The sequence below is a fragment of the Chryseobacterium sp. 22543 genome (genome assembly GCF_052044565.1).
Classification (GTDB): domain Bacteria; phylum Bacteroidota; class Bacteroidia; order Flavobacteriales; family Weeksellaceae; genus Chryseobacterium.
On record NZ_JBQENH010000007.1, the window covers coordinates 72650 to 96179 of the forward strand.

Here is a 23530-nt window from a genome sequence, read left to right on the forward strand (position 1 = left end):
TTTATGCTCTCTAATCTCTTAATTTTTTAATTTTTAAATCTTTTAATTTTTTAGTTAGCCATCGCCATGTAGATAAACTTCACTGAACTACTCACCATGTCGATTACCGGTTGTGGGAAAATACCTAGTAAGATCACAAAAACCGCTAAACTTGCCAATACAGAAAATTCTACTCCTGACAAATCTTTTGCTGTACTTAAAACGGCTTCATCTCCTTCTCCAAACATTGCTTTTCCGTAGAATCTCAATAAATACACCGCACAAAGAATTACCGTAAGACCAGCAATTACTGCTGCTGTCCCATTAAAATCATAAACAGATTTCAACAAAATAAATTCTCCAATGAATCCATTAGTTAATGGAACTCCCATTGAACCTAATATAATGATCAAGAACAATACAGCAAACTTAGGCGCTACTTTAGCTAAACCACCCATTTGTCTGATGTCTCTTGATTTAAATCTCTTGTATAAAATATCACAACAGTAGAATAATCCTACCACGTTGATACCGTGAGCGAAAGTCTGTACCAATGCTCCTTCAGCTCCTTCTACATTGAAAGTTCCTCTTAGCGTAACTACTGCAGAAGCGAAGATTCCTGCCACCATCAATCCTACGTGAGAGAAAGATGAATACGCAATGATTCTCTTCATGTCCGTCTGGATAATAGCAATCAATGCTCCGTGAACAATACCTACAATTGCAAGAATGATCACAATCTGCCCTGAAATTCCTGCTATCGGAAGCGGAGTGATTGGAAGTAAATAACGCAATACACCATATACTGCCATTTTAAGCATGATCCCTGATAACAACATTGATCCTTGAGTAGGAGAGTAGGTATAGGTATCAGGCTGCCATGTATGGAAAGGGAATACCGGTAATTTCACTGCAAATGCAAAGAAAATAAACCAGAATACCACAGTCTGTTGTACTTCGTTCAGTTGTGCATTGTATAGATCTGTTAAAGCGAATGATGCTGAGTGGTTGTACACATATATCAATCCGGCTAACATAAATAATGATCCAACGAATGTATATACGAAGAATTTCGTAGTGAATTCGAACCTCTTATTCTCTTGTCCCCAAAGTCCGGCAATGAACCAAATTGGAATCAAAGTTACTTCCCAGAAAATGTAGAACAGCAATCCGTCTAAAGAAGTGAATACTCCTACAAGCCCGAACTGCATCAGCAGAATCAATCCGTAGAATGTATTTCTGTAGTTTACATTTTCGTTGAAAGATGATAAAATAATAATTGGAGCCAGAATGTTGGTCAATAATAAAAGAAGCATACTCATCCCATCGATACCGAAGTGAAGAGAACTCTTCATAAATTGTGACCAAGGATAATTGATCTCATGCTGCAATACACTATCTACCGTCGGAGTAAAATCGAAATCCGAAAGTATATAAAATGTAAGAAGCATTTGTACCAATGCAATTCCCAGTGCCAAATATTTGCTGGAATTACTCTTCCACGCAAAAACTAATCCCGAACCTACTAGAGGTAATAGTAATAATGTTAATAATAAACAAGACATTATTATTGTAATAAAAAGTTAACAATTAATATAATTCCCACAGCTAAAGACATGATAAGAATATACGTCTCTACATTTCCGTTTTGAACACGCTTCATAGCTTTTCCGCTGTCTTCAGCACCATCACCTACAAAGTTTACAAAACGGTCTAAGATACCCTTATCAAACATCTTTCCTCCGCGTCCTAATCCTTCAACAGTTTTTACAATCAATGCGTTGTAAAGTTCGTCAACGTATAATTTTTTAGCAGAAAGCTTTTCCCATCCGGTATAGCTTTCTTCTGCAACAGCCATTTTTTTCTTCTTCACGTAGGTGTTTCTAACGATAAACCATACAGAGAAGAACATAAGGATTGTTGCTGCTAATAAGATCATTTCAGTATTGAAATCTACTCCTGAAAGAGTAGCTTCCATCTGGCTGTAGCTTTGTTCCGTAAGAACTGGCTTTAACCATTCCATCAGTTTGGCATAATGTCCGTGACCGATGAAGTGTGGCAGATTGATGAAACCTCCGATTACAGAAAGAATAGCCAATACGATCAATGGTAATGTCATATTTGACGGGCTTTCATGTAAGTGGTGTTTCTGCTCTTCAGTACCTCTGAACTCTCCGTGGAATGTCAAATAATACAGTCTGAACATATAGGTTGCAGTCATTGCCGCTAATGCAAATAATATTACCCAGTAAACAGGGTTTTTAGCGAAAGCTGCGACTAAAATTTCGTCTTTAGAGATCATCCCTGATAGTAAAGGGAAACCTGAGATGGCTAATGTTCCGATAAGGAATGTAGCGTGGGTAAGAGGAATATATTTTTTAAGACCTCCCATGAAACGCATATCCTGTTCGTTGCTCATTGCATGGATTACAGAACCTGCACCCAGGAATAATAAAGCCTTAAAGAATGCGTGTGTCATTACGTGGAACATCGCTGTTGTATACGCTCCTAGACCTAAAGCAATGAACATAAATCCAAGCTGTGAAACGGTAGAGTAAGCTAATACTTTTTTGATGTCGTTCTGACGAAGTGCATAGAATCCTGCCAAAGCAGCCGTTAAGAATCCGATGAATAAAATTCCTCCCTGTACTGTAGGTGCCAAAGTAAATAAGAAGTTTGATCTTACTACCAAATAGATCCCTGCCGTTACCATCGTTGCCGCGTGGATCAACGCTGATACAGGAGTAGGCCCGGCCATCGCATCCGGTAACCATGTATATAATGGAACCTGAGCAGATTTACCGGTAGCACCGATAAATAAACTCGCTGTGATAAAGATAATCACTGTTCCGTCCAATTCAAATTTTGAAGCGTTTTCTGCTACAGAAAGATAATCTACAGCATTGGTCTGAGAAGCAATCATGAAAATACCGATCAATAACGCAAGGTCACCAATTCTGTTCATAATGAAAGCTTTTCTTGCTGCTTTACCGTATTCTTCGTTAGTGTACCAGAATCCGATCAACAGGTAAGAACAAAGACCTACACCTTCCCATCCGATGAATAAGATAAGGTAGTTGCTTCCCATTACCAAAAGTAACATAGAAAAGATGAAAAGGTTCAGATAAGTAAAGAACTTATAGAATCCTTTGTCATGACTCATATATCCGATAGAGTATAAGTGGATCAGTGAACCGATACCCGTAATGATCATCACCATCATTAAAGAAAGCTGATCAATCTGGAATCCAAAATTGATTTGAACTCCATTGACTCTAAACCATTCAAAAGCTTTTACGATTACAGGCTGGCTTTCAGAATTGAAATTCATAAAAAGACTTACAGCGATACAGAATGATCCGAAAACCATTGCCGTAGCCAAAGATCCAACCAATATTTTTGGAAGATTTTTCCCGAATAAACCGTTAATAAGAAACCCTAAAAGTGGTAAAAGTACTATTGCATATACTAGATTCTCCATTCTTATCCTCTTAATTTATTAAATATACTCACATCTACAGAACGGGTATTTCTATACAGCATAGCAATAATTGCCAGACCTACTGCTACTTCAGCAGCAGCCACAACCATAATGAAGAAAACTAAAAGCTGTCCGTCGCCGTTGCCTTTATACGCTGAAAAAGCTGCCAATAAAAGGTTTACAGAATTCAGCATAAGCTCTACACAGCCCAGAATCACAATAGCATTTTTTCTAAGCAATACTCCCATTACTCCCAAACAGAACAATACTGATGAAAGAATGATGAAGTAGTCCAAAGGGATGCTTTGTATAAATGTATTTACTTCTCCCATAATTTTATAAATCTTTTTTACCGATTAATACCGCGCCTACAATACCTGCCAAAATTAGGATGGAAGCAAGCTCAAACGGTAAAACATATTCATTAAACAAAAGTCTACCCAGATTTTTTGTAAGACCAATACCTCTGTCTACATTTTCAACAACAATGTGTTTGTCCTGTACACCTCTGAAAACTCCTAGTACACCTACTAAAAGAAGACCTGCTGTAAAAACTCCAACAAACTTTAAAGTATTGTTCTTCTTACTTTCGTCTCCTTTATTAAGATTAAGCATCATCAGGATGTAAAGGAAAAGTACCATGATGGCACCTGCGTACACTATAATCTGGATAATTGCCAGGAACTGTGCATTTAAAAGAATGTACATTCCTGCAATTGAAAACATTGTAACAATCAATGACAAAATAGCATAGAGAGGATTTCTTGCAAATACAAAATAAACTGCACTTGCCACTGCTAAAAACGCCACCAAGAAAAATAAAAACTGATCCATTATTTTACCGCATTTTTTTGTTTCTCGGATTGTCTTGTCGTGATATCAATCCTTTCATTTATTTTTTCAACTAGTTTATCTTTTCCGTAAATGAAAGAACCTCTGTTCGTTTCCACATCTACTAGTCTATCAGTAAGATAGATGGCAGATTTAGGACAGGCTTCTTCACACATTCCGCAGAAAATACATCTTAGCATATTAATTTCATATACTGAAGCGTACTTTTCTTCTCTGTAAAGACCTTTTTCCTCTTTTGTTCTTTCAGCAGCAGTCATCGTAATGGCTTCTGCAGGACAAGCTACCGCACAAAGTCCGCAAGCTGTACATCTTTCTCTGCCTTCTTCGTCTCTTTTCAGAACGTGCTGGCCTCTCCAGATGGTTGTTCTTGGCTTCTGTACTTCCGGATACGAATATACTGCGGGAGCACCCTTTATCACGGTTCTTACAGCATGCTTAAATGTAATCCCCATCCCTGTAAAGATAGCAGGAAGGTAGATTTTTTCAGCAAGGGTCATTTCTTTATTGGAAACAACTTTTGATCTGTTTGTAAGTTTCATTTAATTATAGATATTAGATGTTAGACACCAGATTTTAGACTAATCTTGTCTGTTATCTTAATTATTTAATATTGATTATTGAATATGATAGGCTAAAGATAAAGCTTTGATTTCATAATCAAATTTTCAAATCAGCTCATTTTCAAATTTTCTTAGTTTGCAAATGCTAAAATTACAGCTCCTGTAATTAATAGGTTTACCAATGCCATCGGGATTAATGTTTTCCATCCCAAGTGCATTAACTGGTCGTATCTGAATCTTGGAAGTGTCCATCTGATCCACATGAAGATCAGAATTCCGATTACAGTCTTCGTTAAGAATGCTACGATACTTAAGATTCCTGCAGTGTTCTCACCCCAGTTCTGAGTTACCCATTCAATACCAGGATAGTTGTAACCTCCGAAGAAAAGAACTACCATGAAAGCGTTAGAGATAAACATGTTCACATATTCCCCGAACATATATAAACCTAATTTCATGGAAGAGTATTCTGTAGAGTATCCTGTTACCAATTCAGATTCACACTCAGGTAAATCGAATGGGTGTCTGTTGGTTTCAGCCAATGCTGCTACGAAGAAAACAAGGAAAGCGATCGGCTGGTAGAAAATATTCCAGTTCAACCCGGAAACCCAAGGAATTACACCCCATAATTTCCCAGCAGTCTGGCTTTCTGTGATTTCTTTTAAGTCTAAACTTCCTGTCATCATAATGATAGAAAGAAGTGCTAATCCCATTGCCAATTCGTAAGAAATCATCTGAGAAGAAGCACGGATAGCACCTAGTAATGAATATTTGTTGTTTGAAGCCCAACCTCCGATCATAATTCCGTAAACCCCAATTGAAGCCATTCCGATGATGAAAAGTACACCAACATCAATGTTAGCTACCTGAAGATCAAAAGAAGTACCTGCAATATTTAAACTTTTACCCCAAGGAATAACAGCTCCTGTAATCAATGAAATAAACATTACCAAAGCAGGTCCTAATACGAAAAGGAATCTTTCTGCATTGGCCGGCGTAAAGTCTTCTTTGAAGAAAAACTTTCCACCATCAGCAAGAGGCTGCAGTAATCCGAAAGGTCCGGCTCTGTTGGGACCAATTCTATCCTGCATGATAGAGGCTACTTTTCTTTCTGCCCAGGTAGAGTAGGCTGCAATCGTCAGTGATAGCAGGAAAAGTGCTAGTACAAGTATAAGTTTAAATGTAAGTAAATCCATTTTTTATTTTAAATGTTTGAAGATGGGAGCTGGAAGCTGGAAGTTTATCACCTCGCGGCATCAACTCTTCATCACATTACCAAATTTTTTTATATTTTTTAAAACGATTGAAGTTAAAAGTGGATTGTAGGTTTATTATTAAAACTTCCAGCTTCCGGCTTCTAGCATCCAACTATTTTATTTTTCGTCTTTTTCACTGATTTCTTTAGCCATAGGATTGTCTAAAACTCTTAGCTCATCCTTAGGTTTTTCGTAGTGGTTCAATGAAATTACAGAGTGTCTGTCGATATGTCTAGGACCTTCGATGTTCCAGTCTGATAATGCTTTTCTTTCGAAACGGCATGTATCACAGATGAATTCTTCTACTTCACCCCATTGGTCTTTTCTTGCAGTTACTCTTACGATTTCGTCACCTTTCATCCATACTACAGCTTTTCCTGAACACTTATCACATTTACAAGAAGCGTTCATTGGTTTTGTAAACCATACTCTGCTTGCAAAACGAGCTGTTCTGTCTGTTAATGCTCCTACCGGACAAACGTCGATAACATTTCCGATGAAGTCATTGTCTAAAGCTTTATTTAAATAGGTTGAAATTTCAGCGTGATCTCCTCTGAAAAGAATACCGTGTTCTCTTGTTTCTGTAAGCTGGTTTGCTGTCAATACACATCTTGCACAAAGAATACAACGGTTCATATTCAATTTGATGTTCGGTCCAAGATCATCAGCTTCGTAAGTATTTCTTTCAAATTCTGTTCTTGTACTGTCTACACCATGCTCATATCCTAAGTCCTGAAGATGACATTCTCCTGCCTGGTCACAGATAGGGCAGTCCAGCGGGTGGTTTACCAATAAGAACTCTGTAACCGCTTTTCTTCCCTCCTGAGCTTTCTCAGAAGTAAGGTTTTTTACTTCCATCCCATCCATTACATTCGTTCTGCAGCTTGCTACCAATTTCGGCATAGGACGAGGATCTGCTTCAGACCCTTTAGAAACTTCTACAAGACATGTTCTACATCTCCCTCCACTGGTCTCTAGCTTGCTGTAGTAGCACATAGCGGGAGGTACAGATTTTCCACCGATTTGTCTTGCTGCTTCCAGAATGGAAGTACCAGGCATCACTTCAGTAGTCTGTCCGTCTATAGTTATTTTGAATTTTTTAACTTCTTCGCTCATATGATATGCTTTAAGCTTTATGCGTTAAGCAATAGGCTTTGTTATTTATATTTCTTAGTATTAAATGTATATCCAATTCCTCCTAGAACCTGTCCGAAAACAAAGTCCTGGCGTGCTTTATCAGGTTTGTTATTCAATGTAGTTTTAATATCCCACATATTAATATAACCTGCTTTTCCTTCTAGTCTCAGCATCCAGTTTTTCCAGAAAACTAAGTTAAGACTGGATCTGATATCGGTTCCCATACCTGCAACGTGAAAACGGTCACTTCTTTCATTTCCAAAAAGTTTTACATTACTTTTCGGAAACATAAATCCGATTCCAGCTCCATAAGACCATACTAAATCTATATTCTTCTTATGAACAAGGTTTTTGTATTTCTCAAGACCTAAGTTTTCATAATTAAGTCCATCTGTATGTTCGAAAGTAAGGAACTTCTCATCTGCAAGATTTACCTGTCCGTTTTGAACCATTGCTGCATATTCAGGATCTGAAATATGTCCTTTGAAGCCCACAGTCTGGTTCTGGTCCATTACATATTTCATATGGTCTATCCCAAGTACCAGCGCTAAATTGTCTTTAATAAAATATCCTATTCTGAAATTATACTGTGTTACAGTAAACCAGCTTGGATCAAAATAGACAATTCCAAATTTTGTAGGTCTGTCTTGTGCCCTTACATTATTCAGTTGAAAATCGTATCCGTTTCCGGTAAAATGAATATCAGAATTGCTATAAGCCGCTCTGTTCCATCCATAAAATACGAAAACCTGACCTTTTTTGCTTAATGGTAATGGCTTTTCTTTTTTTTCAGCTTTAATTTGCTGTTTCTCACTCGCTACATATGACAAATCCTCTTCAACGGATCTGTTATAACTTGCAGTATCTGTTTTCTTATTCTGTGCAAATACAAAATTCGACATCATTAAGCCGACAACCAATAATTTTTTCATTTTACCTATGCATTCTTTTCAACAGCCGGAATAGGATCTGCATAATGTGCTAATCCATAATTTTGTGTCTGAGACAATTCTGGGTTTTTCACATGCCACTCAAATTCATCTCTGAAATGACGGATTGCTGCTGCAACCGGCCAAGCTGCTGCATCACCCAATGGGCAAATCGTGTTTCCTTCGATTTTTCTCTGGATATCCCAAAGTAGATCGATATCCTCCATCTTTCCTTCTCCTTTCTCGATTTTCTTTAAAATCTTGTACATCCATCCCGTTCCTTCACGGCAAGGAGTACATTGTCCGCAGCTTTCGTGATTGTAGAATCTTGCTAAAGTCATCGTGTGGTCTACAATACACTGGTCTTCATCCAATACGATGAAACCTCCTGAACCCATCATTGTTCCGGTAGCGAAACCACCATCTGCCAATGATTCATAGTTCATATATCTTGGCTCTCCATTCACTGTTCTCAGCAACAAATTAGCAGGAACGATAGGAACAGAACTTCCGCCGGGAATACAAGCCTTTAATTTTTTTCCGTCTTTAATACCGCCGCAATATTCATCAGAATAGATGAATTCTTCTACGGTAATAGTCATATCGATTTCGTATACCCCCGGTTTGTTGATGTTTCCACAAGCAGAAATTAATTTCGTACCTGTAGATCTTCCCACTCCGATTTTAGCATACTCAGCACCTGTTATATCAATGATTGGAACAATTGCTGCAATAGATTCAACGTTATTTACTACTGTTGGTCTTTCCCAAAGTCCTTTTACAGCCGGGAATGGCGGTTTTAATCTTGGGTTACCTCTTTTTCCTTCAAGGGATTCAAGCAATGCAGTTTCTTCACCACAGATGTATGCTCCACCACCTCTCTGAACATAAATTTCACAATCGAAACCTGTTCCCAGGATGTTTTTACCTAAAAATCCTGCTGCTTTGGCTTCTTCAATAGCTTCTTCAAGGATATCAGGAATCCATGAATATTCTCCACGGATGTAGATATAAGAAACATTAGAACCTAAACAGTAAGAAGAAATTAGCATTCCCTCGATCAATAAATGAGGAAGGAACTCCATCAGATATCTGTCCTTGAATGTTCCAGGCTCAGATTCATCCGCATTGACAACAAGGTGTCTTGGAACGCCTTCAGGCTTTGCCAAAAAGCTCCATTTCATTCCTGTTGGGAATCCAGCTCCACCACGTCCTCTTAATCCTGAAGCTTTTACTTCTTCAAGAATTTCGTCAGGAGTCATCTTCAAGGCTTTTTCAGCTGCTGTATAACCTCCCTGTTTACGGTACGTTTCAAAGTAGCGAATACCTTCTATATGTGCGTCTTTAAGTAAAAGTTTTTTACTCATTGTTTATTATGCTTTTAGCTATTGGTTTGTGGCCGTTAGCTTTTTATAATTATTTTAAAAATTAACTGATTTTAAATCCGGGATTCAAAATCTTTATTAGTCTAAAGCAAGTTGTCCCTGTCTGCAAAGTTCAAGGATTTCGTCTACTTTCTCTATTGTTAAATTTTCATGAAAGAATTTTCCTAACTGCAGCATTGGTGCATATCCGCATGCTCCAAGACATTCAGCAGGCTTTAATGTAAACATGCCGTCTTCAGTAGTTTCTCCATCCTTAATATTCAGTTTTGTTCTGATATGGTCAAGGATTTTTTCACTTCCACAAACCATACAAGGCCCTGTTCTGCAAACTTCCAAAACATATTTACCTACCGGCTTCATATTAAACATGGTATAGAAAGTAGCCACCTCATATACTTCAATCGGCTGGATACTTAATAGTTCGGCAACATAATCCATCACAGGAACATCTAACCATCCTCCGAATTCTTTCTGTGCTAAGTGAAGTACAGGAAGAAGAGCTGATTTTTGTCTTCCTTCAGGATATCTTGCGATAATTTTATGTACCTGTGCTAAACTTTCCGGTTTAAAAGCTATTGTTTCGCTCATTTTTGAAATTTTAGATTTTAGATTTTAAATTCTAAATGAATAACGGTCTAAAATCAATTTATAATTTATAATTCAAAATTTATAATTCCAGTTATGCGTCTAATTCTCCCGCAATAATATTCATACTACACATCGTTACAATGGCATCTGAAATTACAGAACCTGTAATCATTTCAGGATATGCCTGATAGTAGATGAAACATGGTCTTCTGAAGTGAAGTCTGTAAGGGCTTCTTCCTCCATCACTTACAAGATAAAATCCTAATTCTCCGTTTCCACCTTCTACAGCGTGGTAAACTTCTCCTTTCGGTACATCAGTTTCTCCCATTACAATTTTAAAATGGTAGATCAATGCTTCCATTTTCTGATATACATCTGCCTTTTCAGGAAGATAGAAGTCAGGAACATCCGCGTGGAATGGTCCTTCCGGAAGATTTTCGTATGCTTGTTTGATGATTTTTAATGATTCCCAGATTTCCTGTTGACGAACCATGAAACGGTCGTAAGTATCTCCTGAAGTTCCTACAGGAATAATGAAGTCGAAATCTTCATAGGAAGAATAAGGCTGTGCAACTCTTACATCATAATCTACTCCTGCTGCACGTAAATTTGGACCTGTGAAACCATAGCTTAATGCTCTTTCGGCAGAAATAGCTCCTGTACCGATGGTTCTGTCCATAAAAATTCTGTTTCTTTCTAATAAAGTACCGAATTCTTTGAATCTTGCCGGGAAAGTCTTTAAGAAATCCTGTAATAACTCATGAAACTTAGGAGTGAAATCTCTTTCAAAACCTCCGATTCTTCCCATATTGGTTGTCATCCTTGCTCCACAGATCTGCTCGTACATATCATAAATACGCTCTCTTTCGATGAACATGTAAGTAAGCCCTGTAATCGCTCCTGAGTCCATTCCGGTTACTCCGTTACAGATCAGGTGGTCACCGATTCTTGCTAATTCCATTAAGATAACACGCATATAGTCTACACGTTTTGGAACTTCAACGCCAATCAGTTTCTCTACTGTCATGTGCCAACCTAAGTTGTTGATGGGTGCAGAACAGTAATTCATACGGTCAGTAAGGGTAGTGATCTGAGAGTAGTTTCTTCTTTCAGAAATTTTCTCAAATGCTCTGTGGATGTATCCTACCGTTTGCTCAGCGTGAAGAATTCTCTCCCCGTCCATCGTTAAGATATTCTGGAAAATCCCGTGAGTAGCAGGGTGGGTAGGTCCTAAATTGAGGGTATACAATTGTCCGTCAATCTGTTCCTTACTTTCGTACTGGTTTAGTATATTAGATAATGAGTTATCTTTCATAATATATAATTGATAATTGATAAAGGATAATTGATAATGAATCAACCATCAGTAATCATTTATATTTTTTATCTTCCGAACATATTATCGTCCTTATCGGTTCTCGTACCGTCTTCAAGGCGATATTCTTTCAACATTGGGTGGTATCCAAGATCTTCCATATTCAAAATAGGTCTAAGATCCGGGTGTCCTTTAAATTTAATCCCATAGAAATCATACGTTTCTCTTTCCATCCAGTTAGCTCCGGCATAGAGCTCAGTAAGAGAATCTACTTCGATATTTTCTCTGGACATGAATATTTTCAGACGTAATCTGAAATTGGCCATCATATTATGCAAATGGTATACAACGCCTATTTCCTTTTCAGGGAATTCAGGGTAATGAATACCACAGATATCCGTAAGGAAATTAAATTCCAAAGACGAATCTTTAAGGTAGTGAATGATTTTCTTACTATCTTCTTTCTTCACCTCAATCGTCAGCATTCCGTAAGGTTCTGAGCTTGAAATGACAGATTCCGGAAATTCTCTTGTGATTGCTTCTAATACAAATTCGTTCGTCATTTCCGTTTAGTTGCTTATGTTGTAAGAATCTAATAATTTCTGATATTCAGGCATATCTCTTCTTCTGATGCTTTCACTTTCTGCAAGAGCCTGTACCTGCATTACTCCTTCAATGATCTGTTCAGGTCTTGGAGGGCACCCAGGAACATAAACATCCACCGGAATAATCTTATCGATCCCCTGAAGTACAGAATATGTATCAAAAATACCACCGCTGGAAGCACAAGCTCCAACTGCTACTACCCATTTCGGCTCTGCCATCTGGGTATAAACTTCTTTCAGGACTGGTCCTAATTTCTTTGATATAGTTCCACAAACCATCAGCATATCTGCTTGTCTTGGAGAGAAAGAGTTTCTTTCCATACCAAATCTTGACGCATCATACGTTGGGTTTAGGGTAGCCATAAACTCAATACCGCAACAAGAGGTAGCAAAAGGTAACGGCCAAAGTGAAAACTTTCTTGCCATCCCGATTACACTGCTCAGTTTTGTTGCGAAAAACCCTTCTCCTTCATATCCTTCGGGAGCAGGTGCATCTGTTCTTATTACTGGTTTTTTATCTGACATTTTTAGTAAATATTTAAAGATTAAAATATTTAAAGATTAAAAAATAAGACCTTCACAATCTTTAAATTACTTAAATAAATTCAATCTTTTAATGTTAAAATTTATTTATCCCAATCCAGCGCACCGCGTTTCCAAACATAGAAAAACGCTACGAAGAATATCGCAACGAACGTAAGTACAGCAAGGAATCCCTCCATGCCGAATTCTCTAAAGTTTACTGCGTAAGGATAAAAGAATACGATTTCAATATCGAATAGTACGAACAATACCGCGGTCAGGAAGTACTTGATAGAAAACGGTGTTCTAGCATTTCCTTCTGCAGGAACTCCACATTCCCAGCTTTGGTTTTTTACAGAGTTTCCTTTTTTCTGCTGTGGTCCCAAGAAATGTGCCCCAAGCAAAGAAACAGCTACAAATCCTACTGCTACACCAGCCTGGATAAGGATTGGAATATAACTTTCAGGTAAATTCATTTTTGCATTATTATCTCAATTTGCAAATTTAGCGAATAAACAAGAAAGCATGAAATTTATCAGCTTAAATGTCGTATGAAAATGAGTTAAATCGGTAATTTAGAATCAATAAAAATTAGCTTTTGGTGATTGTTTTTCTTAATGTGTTTTTCCCCTTTTTTTGTAGCAGCTCCCCAAAAATATAGCTCATCCTACGTATTGGATATATTTTAACTGAATGAAATGCAGATTTAATAAAAATTGGCTTTATATTTTATTTCTTCATTTTTCTTAGAACAGAATATGCCATAAAAGAGATGTATCCAAAAAGAATACTGGCAAAAAGGATATTGATGACGGTATTCGTCCTATCATCCTGCGATTGAAAAAAGAAGTTATAACTGATAAATCCGGCAATTAAAATAGCGAAAATGATAAGTTGTGGTTTCATAAAGTTCAAAGTTTAGAGTTTAAAGTACTTTTTACATTCTATAAATACAGTATCATTTATTCACTTCCATTGAATAGGTTCTTCTTCTCTTATGGTTTACCGGATTATAATCCTGCCATAGGAGCTGCACACTTTTATTTTCTTCAAGTTCAGGATTAGTTTCTGCGAAATTGATTCCCATACTGGTAAATCGTACAAAAATTTCTTTGAAGATAATTGCCGTTACGCCACGTCTTTGATATTCAGGGTGAATCCCGATAAGGTAAAAATTGGCTCTGTCATTCTTTTTGCCTGCTTGTAGGAAATGCCACCATCCGAAAGGAAATAATTTTCCTTTTGACTTTTGTAAAGCTTTAGAATAAGAAGGCATCGTAATTGCGAAAGAAACCAGCTGCTGATTTTCATCCACTACGCAGATCACATAATTTTTATCAATGAACGGGAAATATTTCTCTTTGTATGTTTTGATCTGTTCCTCAGAAATTGGAGTATAAGTAGAAAGATGCTTATAAGTTTCATCCAGCAGCTTAAACATAGGTTCTACATACGGGAGGATTTCTTCCTTTGATTTGAATTTAAGAACGCTGAGTTTGTATTTCTGAGCAATCAGTCCACTGAATTTTTCTACTTTTTCAGGAAGTATTTTCGGGAAATTCATCTCATATTCTACCCATTCTTTTTCTTTGGTTAATCCAAGATTTTCAAGATGTTTAGGGTAATAGGCATGATTGTAAATTCCAATCATTGTTGCCAGTTTATCAAATCCCATTGTCAGCATACCGGCTTTGTCAAGATTGGTGAATCCCATAGGCCCTTCAATCTTATTGATGTTATGTTCTTTGGCATAATCAATGGCAGTCTGAATCAATGCTTTAGAAACCTCAATGTCATCGATGAAATCTATCCAGCCAAAGCGTACTTTTTTGATGTCTAATTCTTTTTCCTCCTTGTGGTTTATAATTACTGCGATTCTTCCCACTACTTTACTGTCTTTTACTGCCAGAAATTGCTTGGATTCGGAATAGAGGAATGCCGGATTTTCATTTGCATCCCATATTTTTATTTCGTCTTTGATAAAGGATGGAACATAGTACGGATTATTTTTGTACAGATCCATCGGAAATTTTACGAATTGCTTTAGTTGACCGGCTGTTTTTACTTCAATAATTGAAACCTTAGACATAACTTTTGATGGTAATTTAAGGACAAATATAAATAATAATATCTTATACTTTGGCACAGTTTTTACATCATTATGGATAAAAATTAAACACAAAATCTATATAAAATGGCGGGTTATTATATCATTATTGGTATTTCAATGTTGGTGAGCTGGTGGGTTTCTTCCAGGTTGAAATCAAAATTTGAATATTATTCCAATGTGCACCTTCGAAACGGCCTTTCGGGGAAAGAAGTAGCGGAAAAAATGTTGAGGGATAACGGGATCAATGATGTTCAGGTAATATCTGTTCCCGGGCAGTTGACGGACCACTATAATCCGGCAGATAAAACAGTGAACCTTTCTGAAGGGGTTTACATGCAGAGAAACGCAGCCGCAGCCGCAGTAGCAGCGCATGAATGCGGACACGCAGTACAGCATGCCGTAGGATACTCTATGTTGAATTTACGTTCAAAACTGGTTCCTATTGTTAATATAAGTTCCAATCTGATGCAATTTGTCATTATAGCGGGTATCGCGGTAATGGCAGCATCAAGAACGATGGAAAATCCCAATGGAAATACAACAGTTCTTGCCATTGGAGTTGCTATGTTTGCTGTGACAACACTTTTTGCTTTTGTAACACTTCCTGTGGAGTATGATGCAAGTAACAGAGCTATGAAATGGCTTAAAGATACAGGAACTGTAACTGCAGAGGAATTTGTAGGAGTGCAGGACAGCCTGAAATGGGCAGCAAGAACTTATGTGGTAGCAGCCTTAGGATCTCTGGCACAACTTCTTTACTGGGGATCATTACTTCTTGGTGGAAGAAGGGATTAATCATTAAATTCAAATGAAACATATTGCATCTCGGAGAGTTTTTCCGAGATGTTTTCTTTTTGTGCAAGCTTCAGTGAGGCAGTAAGAATACAGTTTTCGTTGGCATCAAAATTCAAAACCTTGGCATCAAATTTTGAAAGCAGAGTGAATATTGTATTCTGCTGATTAAAATTAAACTGAATCTCTATTTCCGTTTCCAGTTCACGGGTAATGATTTTAGCTTCTTCCAATGTAATCTTTGCAGATTCCTTATAAGCTTTTACCAATCCCGAAACCCCTAGTTTGGTTCCTCCATAATAACGGACTACAATTACGAGAATATTGGTGACCTCATTTGCTAGCAGCTGATTGTAAATAGGTAATCCGGCACTTCCGGAAGGCTCGCCATCATCATTGGCACGGTAGTTCTCACCATTTAATCCCATTCTGAAAGCATAACAGTGGTGAGTAGCTTTCGGATGTTCTTCCCTTATTTTTTCCAGCGCATTCTTTAATTCCTTTTCATTGGTTACCGGGAACGCAAATCCTATAAACTTGCTTCCTTTTTCCTTTAAAAGAGTATTTTCTATGGGTTTTTCTATGGTTTTGTATTCAAACGTCATTGTGTATTCCGGCTTTAATTATGCAAAAATATTAAATGCTTTAGTATTCTGCATCATGATCATAAATTAAGCCGTCAGAATTTGACGGCTTATATATTTTTGAATGTAAAATTATACTGTTACATCACATCTCCACAAAGGTCCATTGGAATCAGACACATATAGCTTGTTGGACCGCAAAAATCCTGAGGGCATTTGTCTCTGCATCTTGTAGGTTGTCCATTAGGGAGTATACATGTTACAAAAATCCCTCCTTTAATGGTTTTCATACTGGCTCTGGATACTTTTTTCAGGTTATTCATTATAATAGTTTTGTTGGATTAATTGATATAATTTAACAATATTAGCATTGGAATGTTCCATCTGCCCAAGGCGGTGGGCAGCTCATACTTGAAGGCGTTGCACAGCAATGCTGTAATGAAGGCGGATAGAATGAACAGCATTCAGGAGCGTTTCCTCCGTTTACTTTCTTTAAACTCTGTCTTGAAACTTTCTTTAAATTTTTCATAGTAATTTTTTTGTGTAACTAATGTAAAGAAATTATTTCATTCAGTGGTGATAAAGTGCTTTTATTTTAGTCTGAAGAAAGAAACTGTATTGTCTCTGAAATTTTCAATTGCAGTGGGTGTATGATTGAATTCAGGTGCTTTTGTCCCGTTTTCAAGGTTCAGATTTTCATTTTTGATGACAATGGCTTCGTCCCAAAGACCAGCATTGATGAACTGCTGTAGCGTAAAACGGCCCCCTTCTATAATCACAGACTGTATCTGTTCTTTATACAATGCTTCCATAAGTTCAGGCAGGAAATTATTCCTGTTGATTTTAATAAATTGAATAGATTCTTCGGTGTCTTCTTTTACTGAATTTAAAACCAATGTCCTTGCTTCATTATTATAAATGTTGAAATTGGACGGAACTTTTAAATCAAAATCGATCAGAATTCTTACCGGGTTTGTTCCTTCCACATTCCTTACAGTAAGACTTGGGTTGTCATTTAAGGCAGTTTGGGTGCCTACCAGAATAGCATGTTCGTCAGCTCTTAACTGATGAACAAACTGATTCACCAAGGTGTTGGAAACAGCTGTTGGTTTAAAGTCTTTATCCAAAAAGCCATCACCGGATTCTGCCCATTTTAGGATAATGTAAGGTCTTTTCTTTTCATGGTAAGTGAAAAACCTTTTATTAAGTTCAATACATTCTTGTTCAAGAATTCCTGAAACGGCTTCAATTCCAGCATCCAGGATAATTTTCTTTCCTTTACCATTGACTTTATCATGAGAATCCATCGCACCAATAACCACTTTTTTAAATCCTAATTCTTTAATCTTTAAAGCACAAGGTGGAGTTTTTCCGTAGTGTGCACAGGGCTCCAGGGATACATAGATGGTAGATTCCGCAATAAGATCTTTATTTTTAACAGAGTTGATGGCGTTGATCTCAGCATGGTTTTCTCCAGCTTTATGATGGTAGCCTTCACCAATGATCTCTCCGTTGTGTACGATTACACTTCCTACAAGAGGGTTGGGATAGGTGTTGCCAAGAGCTTTCTGAGCCAGCTCAATACATCTTTTGATATACAGTTCGTCGTTGTTCATATTTATAAAAAGAAAAAGCGAAGACAAATTGCTTTGCTCCGCCTTTATTTATTTTGTTATCTGTTAATCTCCGCTGATGATGCTGTGGAGATTCTGCTTTAATGTTTCCAGATGAGCTTTTTTCTCATCAATGGTGTTGTAAGTATCTCTTAAAAGAGGATTTTCCCTTGATGGTTTGTTGAAGAAAGAAAGGTTGTTTTCCAGTTTTACAATTTCACCTTCAAGATCAGAAATCTGGTTTTTGATCTTTCTTGCTTTGTCAGTAAGCTGGTTTTCAGATAGACCTTCTTCTTTCAGTTCAAGTTCGTTGATTTTGTTTATTTTCAATTTCTCTCTTAATGTCTTGTTGAATTCAGAGTTGATTGAAATTTTATCTCTCGGAACTTTACCGATGTTGTTCCATGATGTTTTGATCTGCTCAATTTTTTCGATACTGCCTTCTTCATTGGAAACCAATTTCAATTCATCAAGAAGCACTTTTTTGTTTTTATAATTTTCTTTCCAGTTGTCGGTGGAAGTATTGCTTTTCTCTCTGTAGTTATTGAAGAACGCATTACATGCATCACGGAATTCATCCCAGATTTTGTTGGTCATGCTCTTTGGAACGTGGCCTACTTTTTTCCAGTCTTCCTGTAGTTTTTTGAATAATGGAACTGAAATATCCCATTCTTCATTGTTCATATTGTCCTGTGCCGTCTGGATCAGTTTTAATTTCTCTTCAAGATTCGCTTGCTGTGAACCTTTCAACGATTTGTAATAGTTATTTTTCGTTGTATTAAAACCTCTCAGCGTTGTTTTGAAATCATTCCAGTTTTGATTGGATAATTTTCTTGGAACGCTTCCGGTTTTTAAGAATTCAGAACGCAGATCTTCAACTCTTTTGATGGCATTTTGCCAGTAGTTGTGATTAGGAGTTTCTGATGGCTCAGACAGTTTCTTGATTTCAGCGATGATTTCGTTTTTCTTTTCAAGATTTACGGTCTGTTCCTTTTCAATAGAAGCAGAAAGCTCAGATTTTCTCTCATGAATTTTGTTGGAAATTTCTTTGAATTCTTCCCATGTTTTTTCACGGAATTCCTCTGCAACAGGCTCAGCTTCTTCCTTCCAAAGCTTATGAAGATACTGAAGTTCATTTAAAGCCTTTTGGATCACCGGTTCATTTTCCAGCTCTTTGGCACGGGCAATAATATGTTCTCTCTTTTCCAGATTGTGGCTGTATTCCTGCTCCAGAAATTCTTTATTCAGATCCAGCATCTGATAAAATTGGTTCAGGTGGTGGAAGTAGTTGTTGTTAAGAATTTTGAATTCAGATTTTGCAACCTGTCCGGCTTTTGACCATTCTTCTTTAATTTCACGGATGGATTTAAAAAGATTGATTCCCGGTTCAGAACTGGTATATAGATTTTTAAGTCTTTCGATAATGCTTTGACGGTGTTCAAGGTTTTTCTTCTGCTCTTCTTCCTGTCCTTTCTGGAAGCTGTCATGTTTTTCCCTGAAAATATTAACCAATGCAGAATATTTATTCTGAGAAGGATGTTCATAGCTGAAATTTTCAGCAGGATTTCCGGCTTCTACATATTCGTGCTTTTTATCTTCCACTTCATCATGGATATAGTGACTTGCTTTTTCTCTCAACAGGTTGAATCTTTTGAAATTCTCACCGGCGTTGGGAGTGTTGATGATTTTTTCCATTTCCTTTAAAGCATCAGTAAGGGAAATTTCTACCTCTTCATGTTCTTCCAGGTGCTCTTCATCCTCTTCATGTCTGTTTGCATCATGAGAAACTGTGTTTTCTGATGTTTCCTGAGATACTTCGTTAGGATTGTTCTTTTCTTCGTTTTCAGAAAGATTGTTTTCTGTAGTCATAGCAAATCTTTTATGTGAGTGGCGTTTATATCCTTTAAATATAGCTTTAAGGCCAATTAAAGCACTAATTTATGTTATTTTTTTTGAAAATTCCAAATTTCCCAAGCTTTTTCTGCTTGCTGTTCAAGCATATAATATCCATTCACTGTCTTTGCTCCTTTTTCAGAGGCATTGATGATGAATTGAGTGTAGTTGGGATTGTAAATCAGATCGATGATCAGGTGTTCAGAAGAAAGCCCGTCAAAAGGAAAATTCAGGCAGTCTGTAACGTTCGGGAAAGTGCCTACCGGGGTACACTGAATGATTATTTTGTGTTTCGCAACGGTTTCTTTATCAAGGTTTTCAAAATTGATTTCCGTCCTTCTGGAAATAGTTACAGAAGGAATATTTTGTTTATCTAAAGCATATTTTACAGCTTTTGCAGCACCGCCGTTTCCTAAGATCAGTGCTTTGTCCTGTGAAGGGGTTTTGTGTAAAAGAAGAGTTTTTTCAAATCCGTAAGCATCCGTATTATAACCTGTTTTTTTGCCATCCTGGATAAGAACGCAGTTTACGGCACCTATTTTCTCCGCTTCATCGCTTAATTCATCAAGATAATCAATGATTTTTTCTTTGTAGGGAATGGTAACATTGAATCCTAAAAGGTCCGGAGAAGCAAAAAGGTTTTCCACTTCATTGATTTCGTTCAGATCAAAAATATCATAGGAGAAGTTCTTTAGCATGAGCTTTTGGAACTTATTTTCGAAGAATTTTTTAGAAAAAGAATAGGAAATATTTTTTCCTATCAATCCTAATTTTTTATTGGAATCCATATATCAAAAATAAAAAAAAGACCGGATAAATCCGGCCTTGGTTTGAAATATTTTTTAAGAATTAATCTACGATAAATTTAGTAGAGAAATTATCTGTTTTCAGGATGTAAGTTCCTTTTACAACACCTTTAAGGTTAATTTTATTTGAATGTTTGAAAGGATTAACGATTGTTTCAATTAATTTTCCGGAAAGGTCATAGATATCGGCTTTTGAAATTTTGCTAAGATTTTCTCCTTTTACAAATAATTCATTGTTTTTTACCGGGTTAGGGTAGATAGTGAATTCTGATTTGCTTTTTTGAGTTTCAGCAGTTCCTAATGTACCGAAACATGCCCAGCTAAGGTCATCCAGAGCAACTCTGTTGGAAGTAGAAGAATTGGTCAGCTTAATGACAACGTTTCCGCTTACGTTGATATTGTTAATGGTAGTTGTAGTGACAACAGTACTGTAAGGAATAGTTCCTACATTAACATCGTTTACAAAAACATTGAAATATCCTGCACTTCCTGAGAATTTTAACTGTGTTGTTAAAGTTAAATTCTGGATTCCGCTTGAAAGTGTTGAACTTGTTAAAGTACCGTTTCTGATGGTAATGGCTTTATTATTAATGGTCTGGTCAACTCTTGCGTCTGTAGCAGTCCATGAAATTCCGTTGTTCGTCCAGTTGGCTGTCAGATAAGTATTCGCTGCACCGGTGATCATTTCAAAATCTTCTGTTCCACAGCTTCCACCTCCTGCAGGCGTGTCAAGAGTAGTTTCTATAGCTGTTGTACTTTGTGGAGATGAGTTTCCGAAAGCATCTTTAGCAATTACATAGAAAGTATATTGAGTAAGTGGAGCTAATCCTGATACGACAGTAGATGTTGTTGTACCGGAAACATTAGCTTTTAATGCACCGTTAGCGTAAACCTGATAAGAAGTTACTCCTACATTATCTGTAGCGGCTGTCCAGCTTACAGCAATAGAGTTTGAAGTTGGATTGTTGGCAACAACGTTAGTTGCTGCTGTAGGTGCTTGGTTATCAATTACCGGAGATCCCCAGATTTGAGTAACATATTCAGGGTGATCAATGAAAGGGTTTCTGTTTCCCTGATAAGTATAAGAAGCATTGTTTCTTGCAATTTCTTCCGCAGATACAGGATCCATTGCATTCCATGCTAAATATTGATTCAATGCCCAAGGCTGTAGCCCCGGGAATGCCGTGTTTCCAAGCATATCACCGGTAGTGAAATTAGAAAGTTTGTCTTCGTATCTTGTCACAAAATAAAGGAACATTCTGGCAATATCTCCTTTGAAAGCATCAATAGGCTCAAATACAGTACCTGAGTATCCTGGTGATACGGATGTACCTAGTTTTGATCCGTTTTTAGAGATGAAAGAAGTAGCACCAACAACTCCGAAAGGGTAGTTGGATCTCATTCCGTTTACTTTTCCATCGGTAGCACGGATAAAATGAATATCAGCGACCATAGGAGAAGCACTGTTGAATAAACTCTGAGGTATTACGTGCTCTCTGTTGTAGCAGTCACCTTCATTAGCATAGCCGTTAGATCCGCATTGATTGGTTCCCAGGATGAAATTATACTGATCCGGTCCATTTGGATTTTCAGAATAAATATCCAGAATAGTTCCGTCATTTTCATAAAAATAATCACGGTCTGTAGTGGCATAGCCTGTCCATAAACCGCCATATCCATGATCAACATGTCCATTGGTGATAATATTTTTAAGAGCTGTTTTAAGAGTTGCACCTGTTAATCCTGCTGGTTGATTATAATATCCTGCGGGAGCTTGTGCAAAACCGCCGATAAATGTTATACTTAACAGTAAAAAAGATAAAATTCGTTTCATTTATTTAAAATTGGGGCGTAAAGGTACAAAAAAATGAAACCGAAGTATATTAACTTAATGTAATATATAAACTTAGTAGATTAGTTTTTAGTAATATATTCTTTGCTGATTTTTGAGAAAAACCATGAAATAGTGATTCCGAACAAGGAAGCTGTAAGGGCTACAATAAGATAATTTTTTCCTACAATTTTTACCGGGAACGGCAGAACTTCATTAGCTCTGAAGAATCCTGTGTAAAGCTGGAAGTAGCAAAGTGCTGTTCCAAGAATCAATCCGGTAATCACCCCCGAAACAACAATCAGGAGACCGGTGTAGAAATAGGTTAATCTCAAATGGCTTAAAGGAAAGCCTAGTGAAATAAGTGATTTTGCCTGTTCCTTTTTATCAAGCTGAAGGATAATGATTGCTCCGGCAAGATTAAAGGTGGTAATGAAGATAACCAGGGCAAAAATCAGGTAGATAAAAAGTTTTTCGGTGTTGATCATTTTCCAGAAAGCAGCATTTTCTTCTTCCTTGGTTTTGATCTCAATATTTTTGCCGAGAGAAGAAAGCAGGCTTTGTTTTACAGCATCTGCATTTTCCGGATTTTTTAGTTTAATGACAATCTGGTATGCTGACTTTTTGGGAAGGTTAAGTAACTCTTCCGCAAGCTCAATAGGAGAGATAATATAATTGTCCAGCTGATCTTTTCCAGGGAAAACACCGGTTACTGAAATATCTCTTTTATTATAGATGTCTTCTTCTTTATTGATAATCCCTGTTCCCGGTTTGGGCATAAAGACTGTCGCATAATGGTTGGAAGAATCCACAGGAATTGAAAGTCTGTTATCCAGACTGTTTTCCATTAATACTTCATTGGAATATTTGAAGCTCGGATAAGTTCCGTAGAAAACATCTTTATTGATCGGGTTTACTTTGACGTAAGCAGAATCAACGCCTCTTAAATAAGCAATATCTCCTTTTCCGTTGAAGCTGATGTATACTTTTTCTTCAATAACACGGGAGAAGCTGCTCACTTCTTTATGGGTGCCTAATACTTTATTGACGGTATCCAGATTCTTAATAGTTTTTCCGGAAACGCTTTTTAAAGTAAGGTCAGCATGAAGATTGGAAATAAGGTCTTTATTCAGATCCTCAAGACCTGAAAAAACAGAAATAATGACGAACATTGCAGTCACAGCAACCGTCATGGCACCCACAGACAGCCACGTAATAAACGTAACCGCGGTACTGCCTTTTTTAGCTAAAAGGTATCTGGATGCTATGTAAAATGCAATATTCTTCAAGAT

Annotated in this window: 25 protein-coding genes; 1 reads left to right on the plus strand and 24 read right to left on the minus strand. The window is 37.1% G+C overall.

Going from position 1 to position 23530, the window contains the following annotated elements:
* Window positions 1–50 precede the first annotated feature (50 nt).
* The 16 genes from ACTJIP_RS20275 to ACTJIP_RS20350 form a co-directional block, all read right to left on the minus strand.
* Window positions 51–1544, minus strand: coding sequence for a complex I subunit 4 family protein (locus ACTJIP_RS20275; protein ID WP_077413859.1), 1494 nt, complete (start codon window positions 1542–1544; stop codon window positions 51–53).
* Between the two features lie 2 nt (window positions 1545–1546).
* A complete protein-coding gene (nuoL, locus tag ACTJIP_RS20280) occupies window positions 1547–3460 on the minus strand; it encodes an NADH-quinone oxidoreductase subunit L (RefSeq protein WP_077413860.1) in 1914 nt (637 codons plus the stop codon).
* A gap of 2 nt (window positions 3461–3462) precedes the next feature.
* Complete coding sequence (gene nuoK, locus ACTJIP_RS20285) at window positions 3463–3792, minus strand: NADH-quinone oxidoreductase subunit NuoK (protein ID WP_002983557.1); 330 nt, start codon at window positions 3790–3792, stop codon at window positions 3463–3465.
* 4 nt (window positions 3793–3796) lie between these two features.
* Window positions 3797–4294, minus strand: a complete 498-nt coding sequence (locus tag ACTJIP_RS20290) for an NADH-quinone oxidoreductase subunit J family protein (protein WP_047377753.1) — start codon at window positions 4292–4294, stop codon at window positions 3797–3799.
* The gene (locus ACTJIP_RS20295) at window positions 4294–4851 is read right to left on the minus strand and encodes a NuoI/complex I 23 kDa subunit family protein (RefSeq protein WP_040996950.1); all 558 of its coding nucleotides are present in this window, start codon (window positions 4849–4851) and stop codon (window positions 4294–4296) included. Before ACTJIP_RS20295 ends, ACTJIP_RS20290 begins: the two co-directional genes overlap by 1 nt.
* 152 nt (window positions 4852–5003) lie before the next feature.
* Window positions 5004–6068 (minus strand): NADH-quinone oxidoreductase subunit NuoH, encoded by a 1065-nt coding sequence (nuoH, locus tag ACTJIP_RS20300; RefSeq protein WP_180565153.1) that lies wholly within the window; start codon window positions 6066–6068, stop codon window positions 5004–5006.
* A gap of 177 nt (window positions 6069–6245) precedes the next feature.
* The gene (locus tag ACTJIP_RS20305) at window positions 6246–7244 is read right to left on the minus strand and encodes a 2Fe-2S iron-sulfur cluster-binding protein (protein ID WP_047382170.1); all 999 of its coding nucleotides are present in this window, start codon (window positions 7242–7244) and stop codon (window positions 6246–6248) included.
* A gap of 41 nt (window positions 7245–7285) precedes the next feature.
* Window positions 7286–8197, minus strand: a complete 912-nt coding sequence (locus ACTJIP_RS20310; protein ID WP_180565154.1) for a hypothetical protein — start codon at window positions 8195–8197, stop codon at window positions 7286–7288.
* 5 nt (window positions 8198–8202) lie between these two features.
* Window positions 8203–9561: an NADH-quinone oxidoreductase subunit NuoF gene (gene nuoF, locus ACTJIP_RS20315; protein ID WP_047382176.1), complete on the minus strand. Its 1359-nt coding sequence runs from the start codon at window positions 9559–9561 to the stop codon at window positions 8203–8205.
* A 96-nt stretch (window positions 9562–9657) separates the two neighbouring features.
* Window positions 9658–10167, minus strand: coding sequence for an NADH-quinone oxidoreductase subunit NuoE family protein (locus ACTJIP_RS20320; protein ID WP_047377758.1), 510 nt, complete (start codon window positions 10165–10167; stop codon window positions 9658–9660).
* A gap of 91 nt (window positions 10168–10258) precedes the next feature.
* Window positions 10259–11482 carry an NADH dehydrogenase (quinone) subunit D gene (nuoD, locus tag ACTJIP_RS20325; protein WP_047494369.1) on the minus strand — a complete coding sequence of 408 codons (1224 nt, stop codon included), beginning with the start codon at window positions 11480–11482 and terminating at the stop codon, window positions 10259–10261.
* Window positions 11483–11550: 68 nt separating this feature from the next.
* On the minus strand, window positions 11551–12045 hold the full coding sequence (locus ACTJIP_RS20330) for an NADH-quinone oxidoreductase subunit C (protein ID WP_077413862.1): 495 nt from the start codon (window positions 12043–12045) through the stop codon (window positions 11551–11553).
* Window positions 12046–12051: 6 nt separating this feature from the next.
* Entirely contained in the window at window positions 12052–12612 is a 561-nt protein-coding gene (locus ACTJIP_RS20335; protein ID WP_002983540.1) for an NADH-quinone oxidoreductase subunit B, read from the minus strand.
* A 101-nt stretch (window positions 12613–12713) separates the two neighbouring features.
* Window positions 12714–13085: an NADH-quinone oxidoreductase subunit A gene (locus tag ACTJIP_RS20340; RefSeq protein ID WP_047382179.1), complete on the minus strand. Its 372-nt coding sequence runs from the start codon at window positions 13083–13085 to the stop codon at window positions 12714–12716.
* 253 nt (window positions 13086–13338) lie between these two features.
* On the minus strand, window positions 13339–13515 hold the full coding sequence (locus ACTJIP_RS20345; RefSeq protein WP_167510753.1) for a hypothetical protein: 177 nt from the start codon (window positions 13513–13515) through the stop codon (window positions 13339–13341).
* 52 nt (window positions 13516–13567) lie between these two features.
* Window positions 13568–14698 (minus strand): GNAT family N-acetyltransferase, encoded by a 1131-nt coding sequence (locus ACTJIP_RS20350; RefSeq protein WP_219072194.1) that lies wholly within the window; start codon window positions 14696–14698, stop codon window positions 13568–13570.
* A gap of 105 nt (window positions 14699–14803) precedes the next feature.
* On the opposite strand from ACTJIP_RS20350, the gene ACTJIP_RS20355 reads away from it, so the two are divergent.
* Window positions 14804–15514 (plus strand): zinc metallopeptidase, encoded by a 711-nt coding sequence (locus ACTJIP_RS20355; protein ID WP_219072195.1) that lies wholly within the window; start codon window positions 14804–14806, stop codon window positions 15512–15514.
* Here the strand turns inward: ACTJIP_RS20355 and ACTJIP_RS20360 are convergent.
* From ACTJIP_RS20360 to ACTJIP_RS20395, 8 genes are all read right to left on the minus strand, one after another.
* Complete coding sequence (locus ACTJIP_RS20360; RefSeq protein WP_077413865.1) at window positions 15511–16116, minus strand: IMPACT family protein; 606 nt, start codon at window positions 16114–16116, stop codon at window positions 15511–15513. The two genes, ACTJIP_RS20355 and ACTJIP_RS20360, sit on opposite strands and share 4 nt — an antisense overlap.
* A gap of 119 nt (window positions 16117–16235) precedes the next feature.
* A complete protein-coding gene (locus tag ACTJIP_RS20365) occupies window positions 16236–16418 on the minus strand; it encodes a bacteriocin-like protein (RefSeq protein WP_077413866.1) in 183 nt (60 codons plus the stop codon).
* A gap of 41 nt (window positions 16419–16459) precedes the next feature.
* Window positions 16460–16624, minus strand: a complete 165-nt coding sequence (locus ACTJIP_RS20370; protein WP_172625753.1) for a bacteriocin-like protein — start codon at window positions 16622–16624, stop codon at window positions 16460–16462.
* A gap of 61 nt (window positions 16625–16685) precedes the next feature.
* Window positions 16686–17711: a bifunctional diaminohydroxyphosphoribosylaminopyrimidine deaminase/5-amino-6-(5-phosphoribosylamino)uracil reductase RibD gene (ribD, locus tag ACTJIP_RS20375; RefSeq protein ID WP_440705012.1), complete on the minus strand. Its 1026-nt coding sequence runs from the start codon at window positions 17709–17711 to the stop codon at window positions 16686–16688.
* 63 nt (window positions 17712–17774) lie between these two features.
* Entirely contained in the window at window positions 17775–19577 is a 1803-nt protein-coding gene (locus ACTJIP_RS20380) for a DUF349 domain-containing protein (RefSeq protein WP_440705013.1), read from the minus strand.
* A 74-nt stretch (window positions 19578–19651) separates the two neighbouring features.
* Window positions 19652–20389, minus strand: a complete 738-nt coding sequence (locus ACTJIP_RS20385; protein WP_077413869.1) for a shikimate dehydrogenase family protein — start codon at window positions 20387–20389, stop codon at window positions 19652–19654.
* A 61-nt stretch (window positions 20390–20450) separates the two neighbouring features.
* Window positions 20451–22241, minus strand: a complete 1791-nt coding sequence (locus ACTJIP_RS20390) for an endonuclease (protein WP_440705014.1) — start codon at window positions 22239–22241, stop codon at window positions 20451–20453.
* A gap of 80 nt (window positions 22242–22321) precedes the next feature.
* Window positions 22322–23527, minus strand: coding sequence for an ABC transporter permease (locus tag ACTJIP_RS20395; RefSeq protein WP_077413871.1), 1206 nt, complete (start codon window positions 23525–23527; stop codon window positions 22322–22324).
* Window positions 23528–23530: the final 3 nt, after the last annotated feature.

What these genes read in the sequence shown, in the direction of transcription:
- nuoF (WP_047382176.1), bottom strand. Translation starts at nt 9,561, where the DNA reads ATGAGTAAAAAACTTTTACTTAAAGACGCACATATAGAAGGTATTCGC.
- ACTJIP_RS20360 (WP_077413865.1), bottom strand. Translation starts at nt 16,116, where the DNA reads ATGACGTTTGAATACAAAACCATAGAAAAACCCATAGAAAATACTCTT.
- ACTJIP_RS20355 (WP_219072195.1), top strand. Translation starts at nt 14,804, where the DNA reads ATGGCGGGTTATTATATCATTATTGGTATTTCAATGTTGGTGAGCTGG.
- nuoL (WP_077413860.1), bottom strand. Translation starts at nt 3,460, where the DNA reads ATGGAGAATCTAGTATATGCAATAGTACTTTTACCACTTTTAGGGTTT.
- ACTJIP_RS20335 (WP_002983540.1), bottom strand. Translation starts at nt 12,612, where the DNA reads ATGTCAGATAAAAAACCAGTAATAAGAACAGATGCACCTGCTCCCGAA.
- ACTJIP_RS20275 (WP_077413859.1), bottom strand. Translation starts at nt 1,544, where the DNA reads ATGTCTTGTTTATTATTAACATTATTACTATTACCTCTAGTAGGTTCG.
- ACTJIP_RS20385 (WP_077413869.1), bottom strand. Translation starts at nt 20,389, where the DNA reads ATGGATTCCAATAAAAAATTAGGATTGATAGGAAAAAATATTTCCTAT.
- ACTJIP_RS20340 (WP_047382179.1), bottom strand. Translation starts at nt 13,085, where the DNA reads ATGAATTTACCTGAAAGTTATATTCCAATCCTTATCCAGGCTGGTGTA.
- ACTJIP_RS20330 (WP_077413862.1), bottom strand. Translation starts at nt 12,045, where the DNA reads ATGACGAACGAATTTGTATTAGAAGCAATCACAAGAGAATTTCCGGAA.
- ACTJIP_RS20290 (WP_047377753.1), bottom strand. Translation starts at nt 4,294, where the DNA reads ATGGATCAGTTTTTATTTTTCTTGGTGGCGTTTTTAGCAGTGGCAAGT.
- ACTJIP_RS20370 (WP_172625753.1), bottom strand. Translation starts at nt 16,624, where the DNA reads ATGAAAAATTTAAAGAAAGTTTCAAGACAGAGTTTAAAGAAAGTAAAC.
- ACTJIP_RS20345 (WP_167510753.1), bottom strand. Translation starts at nt 13,515, where the DNA reads ATGAAACCACAACTTATCATTTTCGCTATTTTAATTGCCGGATTTATC.
- nuoK (WP_002983557.1), bottom strand. Translation starts at nt 3,792, where the DNA reads ATGGGAGAAGTAAATACATTTATACAAAGCATCCCTTTGGACTACTTC.
- ACTJIP_RS20310 (WP_180565154.1), bottom strand. Translation starts at nt 8,197, where the DNA reads ATGAAAAAATTATTGGTTGTCGGCTTAATGATGTCGAATTTTGTATTT.
- nuoD (WP_047494369.1), bottom strand. Translation starts at nt 11,482, where the DNA reads ATGAAAGATAACTCATTATCTAATATACTAAACCAGTACGAAAGTAAG.
- ACTJIP_RS20380 (WP_440705013.1), bottom strand. Translation starts at nt 19,577, where the DNA reads ATGACTACAGAAAACAATCTTTCTGAAAACGAAGAAAAGAACAATCCT.
- ACTJIP_RS20320 (WP_047377758.1), bottom strand. Translation starts at nt 10,167, where the DNA reads ATGAGCGAAACAATAGCTTTTAAACCGGAAAGTTTAGCACAGGTACAT.
- ribD (WP_440705012.1), bottom strand. Translation starts at nt 17,711, where the DNA reads ATGAACAACGACGAACTGTATATCAAAAGATGTATTGAGCTGGCTCAG.
- ACTJIP_RS20365 (WP_077413866.1), bottom strand. Translation starts at nt 16,418, where the DNA reads ATGAATAACCTGAAAAAAGTATCCAGAGCCAGTATGAAAACCATTAAA.
- ACTJIP_RS20305 (WP_047382170.1), bottom strand. Translation starts at nt 7,244, where the DNA reads ATGAGCGAAGAAGTTAAAAAATTCAAAATAACTATAGACGGACAGACT.
- nuoH (WP_180565153.1), bottom strand. Translation starts at nt 6,068, where the DNA reads ATGGATTTACTTACATTTAAACTTATACTTGTACTAGCACTTTTCCTG.
- ACTJIP_RS20390 (WP_440705014.1), bottom strand. Translation starts at nt 22,241, where the DNA reads ATGAAACGAATTTTATCTTTTTTACTGTTAAGTATAACATTTATCGGC.
- ACTJIP_RS20350 (WP_219072194.1), bottom strand. Translation starts at nt 14,698, where the DNA reads ATGTCTAAGGTTTCAATTATTGAAGTAAAAACAGCCGGTCAACTAAAG.
- ACTJIP_RS20295 (WP_040996950.1), bottom strand. Translation starts at nt 4,851, where the DNA reads ATGAAACTTACAAACAGATCAAAAGTTGTTTCCAATAAAGAAATGACC.